Origin of the sequence: Rhizobium ecuadorense (assembly GCF_001187535.1) — a bacterium.
Classification (GTDB): Bacteria; Pseudomonadota; Alphaproteobacteria; order Rhizobiales; family Rhizobiaceae; genus Rhizobium; species Rhizobium ecuadorense.
The window spans coordinates 1-211 of record NZ_LFIO01000199.1; the positions used below are offsets into that span (position 1 = coordinate 1).

A 211-nucleotide genomic window follows, 5' to 3' on the forward strand; every position below is an offset into this window, starting at 1 on the left:
AATTTCACATTCAGGTTCGCCGCAGATCTCGATGCGAGAAGCCCTTCCGTCACCTTGTTGGGAACGACCTGCGCGCCACGCGGGAGGTTCACCAGCTCTCGGCCGTTTTCGCCGACCATTGCGACGCCGCCAGGCGCATTATCGGTACCGTTCGCATAGCCGCGGACAAGGAAGCTGCCGAATGTCGTATTCGGCGCCCAGAGAGCGCTTG

General features: G+C 61.1%; 1 protein-coding gene. It reads right to left on the minus strand.

Going from position 1 to position 211, the window contains the following annotated elements; genetic code table 11:
- Positions 1-211 (minus strand): hypothetical protein (locus AF337_RS44140; RefSeq protein ID WP_152970908.1); only part of this gene is annotated, 211 nt, incomplete at both ends.